This is a genomic window from Kribbella sp. NPDC051718 (genome assembly GCF_040681515.1).
GTDB lineage: Bacteria > Actinomycetota > Actinomycetes > Propionibacteriales > Kribbellaceae > Kribbella.
Window position 1 is genome coordinate 1 of the sequence record NZ_JBFAYZ010000008.1, and the last position, 9,596, is coordinate 9,596.

A 9,596-nucleotide genomic window follows, 5' to 3' on the forward strand; every position below is an offset into this window, starting at 1 on the left:
ATCGCCCTCGCCTTCAACATCACCGACGTCATCCAGCGCTCACTGCCCAGCTACACCAGCGGCATCGAGAAGAAGGTCGCCGACTCCAAGACCGTGCAGGGAGCGCTCGCTCCGGCGATCGGCAACGACGCGAGCGCCGACCTGGCCAAGTGCACCCCCGGCGCGGCCGAGCTCGCTTCTTGCGGGGCGGCACCGGAGTTCCGCGGTACGCAGAAATGGTTCAACACCCTGGACGGCCAGCCCGCGACGCTGGCCGGCTTGAAGGGCAAGGTCGTCCTGGTCGACTTCTGGGCGTACTCATGCATCAACTGCCAGCGCGCCACCCCGCACCTGCTCGCCTGGGACAAGGCGTACAAGTCCCTCGGCCTGCAGATCGTCGGCATCCACTCACCGGAGTTCGCCTTCGAGAAGTCCGCCGGCAACCTACAGTCGGCGATCAGCAAAGAGGGCATCGGCTACCCCGTCGGCCAGGACAACAACCTCGCCACCTGGACGGCGTACCGCAACCAGTACTGGCCCGCGAAGTACCTGGTCGACGCCAATGGCACCGTCCGGTCGATCAAGTTCGGCGAAGGCAGCTACGGCCAGACCGAGGACCAGATCCGCCAACTGCTGACAGACGCCAACCCTGGGATCAAACTGCCCGCCCCAGTGGACGGCACGGTCGAGGCCGACACGATCGGCGCGGACGGCACCACCCCTGAGACGTACCTCGGCTACTCGCGGTCCGCGAACCTCAAGGGCGCCGCCGGAATGCTCACGCCGAACAAGACCGTTGCTTTCGGCATCAACCCCACCCAGCCGAACGACACCTACAGCCTAGGCGGCAACTGGGCCGTCGGCACCCAGAGCGTTACCTCCACCAAGGCCTCGACGGCCAAGCTGAACTTCAACGCCGCCAAGGTGTTCCACGTCCTGTCCGGCGAAGGCACCGTCACCGTCTCGATCCCCGGCCGGCTCGACAAGACGATCCAGGTCTCCGGTACGCCGAACGCCTACCAACTGTTCGACGACAACACCCAACAGCGCCAAACCATGACCCTGACCTACACCCCCGGCATCTCCGCCTTCACCTTCAGCTTCGGCTGAACCGACCGGTCGCGGTCGAGGTAGGCGACGGTGAAGAGGATCAGGGCGGTGATGATGCTGACGCCGGCGTTGACCACGAGGTCGGAGGTGGCCCATGCCGATCTCGTGGCCCCAGTAGACGAGTTGGGAGGTGGCGTCCCAGAGCAGGTACATCAAAGCGTTGACGATGATGAGCTTGCGCCGATCAGCTGCTCGGGACAGCGTCATCGCGATGATCGTGACGGCGATGATCAGCACGTGATACCCGGCAACGGCGTACCACTGGAAGTGCCGGGTCGGCGTCATCTCGCCACCGAGATAGGCACGGTCGGTGAGTTCGGGGTCGAAGGTGAGAACCAAGGCCTGCAGCAGGTTGAACGCGACGTAGATCCAGAGGACGACGCGCAACGAAAGTCTCATGCACAAAGCCTCTCAGACCGATCGTCGCCTGGCGCGATCCCTTCACGGCGGATGGATGCGGGCATATCGTCCGGCCGAGGGGTCTTTGTGCCCGCCCGCGACAATCTCGACGGAGCGTAGCCATGAGAACTGTACGTACAGGGAGGGGGCTCCTGGCCATCGGTGCGGTGACGACCACCGTCCTCGCCATGACCATGAGCTCAGGCGCGAACGCCGCCGGCTCGCTGCCCAAGGCCGACCCGGACGCACCCGCGGTCCAGGCCGAACCGGGGCAGCGAGAGGCGAAGGGGTTCTACGACGCACGCACGCCGAGCGCGCGGGCGAAGTACGCCCAGGCCGCCAAGACGATGGCCAAGGAGGGCGCTGCCGCGGAGAAGTTCCGCGACTCGCTGGGCCCGCAGGGCATCGTCTCGGTGGACCCAGCGACCGGTACGCCGAAGCAGATCGGCAAGCTGAACGGGTTCCTCACCGGGCGCAGCAGCAAACCACCGGCCAGGATCGTGCTCGACTACATCCGGGCACACCCGGAGATCTTCCGGCTGTCCGAGAACGACCTGCGGACGCTGCGGCTCCGCAAGGACTACCGCGACGTCGAGGGATCACATCACCTGTCCTGGGAGCAGGTGGTGAACGGCACCCCGGTTTTCGGCAACGGCATCGTCGGACACGTCACCAAGCGCGGTGAACTCATCGCCATCATGGGCTCGCCAGTGCCGGGTCTGGCCGGGCTCGCCGCGGCCGCGGGTGCCCCTTCGGTGACCGCGGACGGCGCCCGGCTGGTCGCCGCCAAGGACGTCGGTGGCAAGACGGCGACGACCAGTGTGAAAACCGTCGCCGACGGCAGGAAGTGGGGCAACGGCGACTACGCCAAACGGGTCTGGTTCTACACACCGGCCGGGCTGCGCGCTGGCTGGGCGACGTACACCCAAGCCGGCGGAACACTGATCTACAGCCATGTGATCGATGCGTCGACCGGCAACGTCCTGTACCGCCGCCCGCTGGTCGACCACGCGAACGGCGACGGCCTGGTGACGGACTACTACCCCGGCGCGGCCAAGGGCGGTACTCAGCGGAAGGTCAACTTCTTCAAGGCCGGCTACCTCCAGAAGGGCGCTCAGACGCTCCAGGACGGTACGTCGGTCGACGCGTTCGCCGACATCAACGACGATGACCTGGCCAACGCCGGTGAGACCGTCAAGGTGCCCGGTACGAGGACCACCGCGGAGTACAAGCTGGTGCCGTTCGCCAGCAACCCGCAGTGCTCGATCTCCTCGTCTGCACCTGGGATCCGGCAACGGCGAACTCCTGGCGGACGAACCTGAACCAGGACGTCACCCAGGCGTTCTACCTGGCCAGCAACTTCCACGACTACCTGCAGAAGTCGCCGATCGGGTTCACCGCAGCGGCGGGGAACTTCGAGGCCAAGGGCAGCGACCCGGTACTGCTGAACGCGATCGACGGCGCCAACACCGCGAACGGCCTGCCGAACGGCCAGCACGTCGACAACGCGAACATGAACACGCCACCGGACGGCACCTCGCCGACCATGCAGATGTACCTGTTCCACAACCCGGCCAACCCGGCCGACCGGTTCGTGCCGACCAGTTCGGCGAACGACGCCAGCATCCTGTTCCACGAGTACACCCACGGCCTGTCCAACCGGCTCGTGGTCGATGCCTCCGGCAACTCCACCCTGAACAGTGTGCAGGCCGGCGGCATGGGCGAGGGCTGGAGCGACTTCTACGCGATGGACAACCTCGTCGCGACAGGCCTCCAACCGAACAGCCGCGGCGACGGCGAGGTCAAGGAAGGCACGTACACCGTCGCCGGCGGGCTGTTCCGCAAGGAGGCGATGGACTGCCGGGTCGGTTCGACCGCCCCGACCTGCGTCGCACTCGACGGTACCCCGGGCGGCTACACCTTCGCCGACTTCCCGAACCTCGGCCTGCGTGGGCCGGAGGTGCACGACATCGGCGAGTACTGGGCGCAGGTGCTGTGGGACGTCCGCGAGCGCCTCGGTCATACCAGGACGACCTCGCTGGTGACCCGGGCGATGGAGCTGTCCCCGTCCGACCCGTCCCTGCTGGACATGCGCAACGCGATCCTGCAGGCCGACCAGGTCGTCAACCGCGGCAAGGACGTCAATGCTCTCTGGAGCATCTTCGCCACTCGCGGCATGGGCTGGTTCGCCGGCGTCGTCGACGCTGGTGACACCGCCCCGGCGGAAGACTTCCACGTACCGCCGACCGGCGCTGGCGCCACCCTGCAGGGCACGGTGACGGACAAGCTCACCGGCGCACCGGTACCGAACGCGCTGGTGTTCATCGCCGGCCACGACTCCGGCTACTCCGGCGACTACGCCGACGTAACCGATGCCCAGGGCAAGTACTCGATCGACGGTGTGCTGCCCGGGACGTACCCGAAACTGGTCGTCGCCGGTGGTTCGTACGAGATCCTGAACCAGGCGGTGACCATCGCGGCCGGTGGCTCGACGGTCAACTTCACCCCACGCCGCGACTGGGCAGCCGCCGCCGGCGGAGGCTCGATCACGGACTTCAACGGCCCCGACTTCGCACCGGCCTGTACGCCGCCGTACGCGATCGACCTGTCCCAGGGCACCGGTTGGGGCAGCACCACCGGCGACAACGCGGGCACGCCGACCAACACTCCGATCCCGAAGTTCATCGTGGTGGCACTACCTTCGACGGTGAACATCACCACCTTCTCGGTCGACCCATCACAAACCTGCGGCGACCCCGGCAGCGCGGCCACCGCCGGCTACCGGATCGAAACATCGGCCGACGGTACGACCTGGGCCACCGCCGCCGAAGGCACCTTCGGCGCAGCCAACCGCCTCCGCTACAACGAGGTCACCCCCACCGGCAACACCACCGGCGTCAAGTACGTCAAGTTCTGGATGCTCAGCCCCCAGGTCCCCGACATCACCACCAACTGCCCCGGCCCCTTCGCCGGCTGCCAATTCATGGACATGATGGAACTGGAGGTCTTCGGCACCCAGTAACCAACCAGCCGAGGCCGGGAACCTCCCTGGGTTCCCGGCCCGGCGAACGCGGACGCGACGAAGGAGCGGACGGCGGAGCCGGCGTGGGCAACTCGTCAACGCGCTTGCCGCACGAAGCTGGCTGAGCGCTAGTGGCCACCAACTACAGCTACCCCGCAACGCCGGGCCCGCGCGCGACGCTCTCGCTCAGCGGGTGACGGAGGAACCCGCGTCCAGGATGGGTGGGAGCCGGTGGAGCGGACGCGACGGCGGAGCGGACGGCGGAGCCGGCGTGGGGTCTACTCGTCCACGCCGGCTGTACGAAGCTGGCTGCACGCCAACGACCACCCAGCCACAGTCACCGGCAACGCCCGGCTCCCCCGCAACGCCCTCGCCAAGCGGGTGACGGAGGAACCCGCGCACAAAGGGTGGCTGGGAGCTAGCGAACGCGAGACGCGACGGAGGAGCGGACGGCGGAGCCGGCGTGGGGAGTTGCCTCAGTCGTACATCTTGTCGAGGAGATCGCCGTAGGTAGTTTCGACGTACTTGCGCTTGAGCTTCAGGCTGGGCGTCATCTCGCCACCCTCCACCGTCAGATCGCGGTCGAGGATGGTGAATTTCTTGATGGTTTCCCAGCGGTTGAGGCCGGCGTTCAGTTCGTCGACGTAGCCCTGGACGAGTTTCTGCGCCGCAGCAGAGGTGACGATTTCGGCGTACGACTTGCCGGCCAGGCCGTTGGCGTCGGCCCAGGGCTGGATGGCTTCGGGGTCGAGCGTCACCAGGGCGCTGACGAAGTTGCGTTGGTTGCCGTGGACAAGGAACTGGCTGGCGTACGGGCAGATCATCTTGAAGCGGCCCTCGATCACCTGCGGCGCGACGTACTTGCCGCCGGAGGTCTTGAAGAGGTCCTTCTTCCGGTCGGTGATGAAGAGGAACTCGTCCTCGAAGTGCCCGATGTCGCCGGTATGGAACCAGCCGTCGGCGTCGATGACCTCGGCCGTCTGCTCCGGCAGGTTGTGGTAGCCGCTCATCACGCCAGGACCCTTGATCAGGATCTCGCCGTCCTCGGCGATCTTGAACTCCGCCGCCGGGAAGATCGGCCCGACGCTGCCGAGCCGGTACTGATCCGGCCGGTTCAGAGTGGAGCCGGCAGCGGTCTCCGACAGCCCATAGCCTTCGAGGATCAGCAGCCCAGCAGCGTGGAACCACTCGGCCAGCTTCTTGTCCAAAGCAGCCGACCCCGACACGAAGAACCGGATCCGCCCACCGAACCGCGCCCGGATCTTCGACAGCACGAGCTTGTCGGCAAGAGCATATTGAGCAGCCAGTACGCCGCCTGGCTCCTTCCCCTGCTGCCGCAATGCCGACACAGAAGCACCGACCCCGAAGGCCCAGTGGAACAGCTTGGCCTTGATCCCGCCCTCGGACTCCATCATCGTCACGATCCGGCCATGCGCCTTCTCGAAGACGCGCGGCGCCGCCGCCATGAATGTCGGCTGCACAGCAGCCGCGTTCTCGACGATCTTGTCGACCCGCCCGTCGATTGCAGTAGCGAACCCGATCTGGAACTGCACGGCCAGCAGCACCTGTCCGAAGACGTGCGACAACGGCAACCACAGCAACTGCAGGTCGTCCGGGCTCAACACCCGGATCCCCTCGACAGCGGCGCCCTCGTAGGTCCAGACCGAGTGCGGCAACCGCACACCCTTTGGCCGGCCTGTCGTACCCGACGTGTAGACCAGAGTGCACAGATGTTCCGGCCGTACCTGCGCGATCCGCTCGTCAACCGCTGACGCCGAGGCCTCGAGCTGCTTCGTGCCCAACTCATCCAGCGAGGCCAGCGTGATCACCCAGTCGCCGTCGCGCTCGTCGGGCTCGCCGTCGAGCAGGACGATCTTGTGCAGCGACGGCGTGTCGGACCGGTGCGCGCGCAGCTTGTCGACCTGGCTGGCGTCCTCGGCGAAGACGACCTGTACTTCGGCGTCCGCCACGATGTACGCGACGTCCGCGGCCATCGTGGTCGGGTAGATCGTCGTGGTCGCGGCGGCCGCGAGCACCGACGCGAGGTAGCACTGGACCCATTCGAGCCGCGTGCTGGCCGCGATGCCGACCCGCTGCTCGGGCTCGACGCCCAGCGCGACCAGGCCGGCCGCGCGCCGGCGTACCAGGGCTTCGGTCTCCTGCCAGGTGACGGATCGCCAGCCGCCGTCGCCGGTGGGGGCTCTGAACGCCTCCCGGCCGGGCGTCGCGGCGACGCGATCGAGGAACATCTGCGCGAGGTGTTCCTTGCGGTTGCTGAGCAACGCGAGCTGGGGACCGTCGGCAACGGGCTTCATGTCTGGCCTCCACGGGGGGTCAAGTAACCGAACAGTAATAGGCCAGCGCAGCGCTGACCATGCCGATCGCTTGCCCGCGCGCACCATCTCGATTACGTTTCCGCAACATGCGCGCACGGTCTGTGGCACTCGTCTCACTGTCCGTCCTGTTCCTGGGAATCCTGACCCCGGCGACGGCGGCCCCACCGCCGCCCGAGTTCGGCAGCGACTATTCCGATCCCCGTACGCCGGCCCCGCCCGTCGCGGTGCCGCACACCCGGCACTGCTCGGTGGAAATCGTCCGGAACGGCTTCAAGAACTTCGACCCGTACACCTCCACCTACAGGCCCCCGGCCGCCTGCCGCGGTCCGTGGTCGAAGGTGGTCCTGCGGATGCAAGGCTCGGTCAAGGGCGTCCAGTACGACCGCCTCGGCCACATCACGATCGGCGGCGTGGGCGTGTTCCGCACCTCGACTCCCGAGCCGAGCCCGGACGGCATCAGCTGGCAGGTCGAGAAGGACGTCACCTCGTACAGCCCACTGCTCCGAAGCACCCAGCCGGTCGTGATGGAGCTCGGCAACGTCGTCGACCAGACCTATACCGGCGTCCTCGACATCGTGGTCACCCTCGACTTCTACACAACCGGCCACGACGCCCCAGCGGCCCGTACTGCGAACGCCGTCCTCCCCCTGCAGGACCAGCGGCGCGAAGACTCCGACCTGGTCGGTACTGCGACGCTCCCGCGGAACACCTCTCGCCTGCTAGGTGAGGTCTACGTCACCGGCTCCGGCGGCGGCTGCGAGGAGTTCTGGGACACCTCGGCGCCGGTCGAGACGGGCTACTCGTGCCCGGACGGGTCGCCGTACCGCGAGGTCGAAGTACAGATCGACGGCAAGACGGCCGGCGTCGCCCTGCCGTACCCGTACATCTACACCGGCGGCTGGTCGAACCCGTACGCCTGGCGCCCCTCCCCCGCGCCGCGCGCGTTCGACATCAAGCCGCTGACGTACGACCTGACGCCCTTCGCCGGCCTGGTCAGCGATGGCAAGCCGCACGAGTTCCGCGTCCACGTGATCGGCGTGCCGGCCGGGCAGAGCGGCTGGTTCACTGTGCCCAACCTGCATGTCTGGACGGACGCGCACTCGAAGCAGACCCACGGCAAGCTCACCTCGTACGCCGTATCGCCGCTGACCAAGACGGACAACGTCACCGGCGAGCCCAACGCGGCCGGATCCGTCGACACGTTGGCCTCCCGATCACTGAAGATCAGCGGGTACGTCGATACGTCGGCCGGCCGTGTCCGCACGACCGTCGAACGCTCGCTCACGAACGACAGCAAGCACGTCTGGGCGGCCGGCGAATCCCGCGACACCCTCGACGCGTCCTGGCGTGACTTGTCGACGGTGACGACCGGGGCCCGGGTCGACCGTACCGACCTGACCTACAGCAAGAACGGCTACATCAGCTTCTTGCCCAACGCAACCCTCCCGGGCGGCTACGACGTCATCACCGACCTCGACATCGCCGACCGCAGCCACACCACGAGCCGGCTCGGCCCGGTGACGCTGGCGGATCGGCGTACCGAGGAAACCTACGACGGCCGCGCCGCCTGGATCTACAACGTCCCCCGCGACCAACGCCACGCCACCGGCACCCAAACGGTCCGCTACCGCATCACCGGCACCGACGGCTGCTACGACCACACGCTGTCAGCCGTCAACGGCATCTACACCAAGGACTTCTACCGCTGCTGAGGTCAGGCGCGTTGCTGGAGTAGTTCGGCGATCTGGACTGCGTTGAGGGCGGCGCCCTTGCGGAGGTTGTCGTTGGAGATGAAGAGGACGAGGCCTCGGTTGTCGGGGACTGACTGGTCCTGGCGGATACGGCCTACGTAGGACGGGTCGTTGCCGGCGGCATGCAAGGGCGTGGGGAGGTCGGTGAGTTCGACGCCGGGGGCGGCGGCCAGCAGCTCCGTCGCCCGCTCGGGGGTGATGGGGTCGGCGAACTCGGCGTGGATGCTCAGCGAGTGGCCGGTGAAGACGGGGACGCGGACGCAGGTGCCGGCGACCAGGAGGTCCGGGATGTGGAGGATCTTGCGGCTCTCGTTGCGGAGCTTCTGCTCCTCGTCGGTCTCACCGGTGCCGTCGGCAACGATCGAGCCGGCGAGCGGGAGGACGTTGAAGGCGATCGGTCCGGCATAGACAGAAGGCTCAGGGAGTACGACGCCATCGGTGCCGAGCGCGAGCCGTCCAGCACCATCAACCAGGGCGTGGGTCTGCTCCTCGAGCTCCCGTACGCCGACGCCGCCCGATCCCGATACAGCCTGATAGGTGGAGACGATCAGCCGGGTGAGCCGGGCCTCGCGGTGCAACGGCGCGAGCACCGGCATCGCGGCCATCGTGGTGCAGTTGGGGTTCGCGACGATCCCCTTGGGCAGGTGATCGAGATCGCCAGAGTTGACCTCGGCAACGACCAGCGGTACTTCGGGATCCATCCGCCAGCCGCTCGAGTTGTCGACGACAACCGCGCCCGCCGCGGCGACCTTCGGCGCGAACTCCTTGGAGGCCGTCTTCCCGTTGGAGAACAGCGCCAGGTCGAGTCCAGTGAAGTCGGCCGTCGCCGAGTCCTCGACAGTGATCTTCTCGTCGCCGAACGCCAACTGGCTGCCGGCCGAGCGGCGGACGCGAAGTACCGGATCTCATCGACCGGAAACTTCCGCTCCACCAGCAACTGCCGCATCACGCCGCCGACCTGACCGGTTGCCCCAAACACTCCTACTCGCATGAAAACAG

6 protein-coding genes and 1 pseudogene are annotated in these 9,596 nt (G+C 67.2%); 5 read left to right on the top strand and 2 right to left on the bottom strand.

The genetic code is table 11. From position 1 onward, the window contains the following. The 4 genes from AB0M15_RS27860 to AB0M15_RS27875 all read left to right on the top strand — a co-directional run. Positions 1-1,089: redoxin domain-containing protein (locus AB0M15_RS27860; protein WP_363824409.1), on the top strand; the 1,089-nt coding region annotated here is incomplete at its 5' end. Between the two features lie 48 nt (positions 1,090-1,137). After that, on the top strand, positions 1,138-1,608 hold the full coding sequence (locus AB0M15_RS27865) for a hypothetical protein (protein WP_363824410.1): 471 nt from the start codon (positions 1,138-1,140) through the stop codon (positions 1,606-1,608). A 2-nt stretch (positions 1,609-1,610) separates the two neighbouring features. After that, complete coding sequence (locus AB0M15_RS27870; RefSeq protein WP_363824411.1) at positions 1,611-2,810, top strand: hypothetical protein; 1,200 nt, start codon at positions 1,611-1,613, stop codon at positions 2,808-2,810. Further along, complete coding sequence (locus AB0M15_RS27875) at positions 2,747-4,510, top strand: M36 family metallopeptidase (protein WP_363824412.1); 1,764 nt, start codon at positions 2,747-2,749, stop codon at positions 4,508-4,510. The genes AB0M15_RS27870 and AB0M15_RS27875 overlap by 64 nt, the downstream gene beginning before the upstream one ends. 476 nt (positions 4,511-4,986) lie before the next feature. Here AB0M15_RS27875 and AB0M15_RS27880 read toward each other — a convergent pair whose 3' ends face one another. Beyond that, positions 4,987-6,825 (bottom strand): long-chain fatty acid--CoA ligase, encoded by a 1,839-nt coding sequence (locus AB0M15_RS27880; protein ID WP_363824413.1) that lies wholly within the window; start codon positions 6,823-6,825, stop codon positions 4,987-4,989. Between the two features lie 107 nt (positions 6,826-6,932). On the opposite strand from AB0M15_RS27880, the gene AB0M15_RS27885 reads away from it, so the two are divergent. Further along, positions 6,933-8,558 carry a peptide-N4-asparagine amidase gene (locus AB0M15_RS27885; protein ID WP_363824414.1) on the top strand — a complete coding sequence of 542 codons (1,626 nt, stop codon included), beginning with the start codon at positions 6,933-6,935 and terminating at the stop codon, positions 8,556-8,558. A gap of 2 nt (positions 8,559-8,560) precedes the next feature. Here AB0M15_RS27885 and AB0M15_RS27890 read toward each other — a convergent pair. After that, positions 8,561-9,588, bottom strand: a pseudogene (locus tag AB0M15_RS27890) (aspartate-semialdehyde dehydrogenase). Positions 9,589-9,596: the final 8 nt, after the last annotated feature.

What these genes read in the sequence shown, in the direction of transcription:
- AB0M15_RS27885 (WP_363824414.1), top strand. Translation starts at nt 6,933, where the DNA reads ATGCGCGCACGGTCTGTGGCACTCGTCTCACTGTCCGTCCTGTTCCTG.
- AB0M15_RS27880 (WP_363824413.1), bottom strand. Translation starts at nt 6,825, where the DNA reads ATGAAGCCCGTTGCCGACGGTCCCCAGCTCGCGTTGCTCAGCAACCGC.
- AB0M15_RS27870 (WP_363824411.1), top strand. Translation starts at nt 1,611, where the DNA reads ATGAGAACTGTACGTACAGGGAGGGGGCTCCTGGCCATCGGTGCGGTG.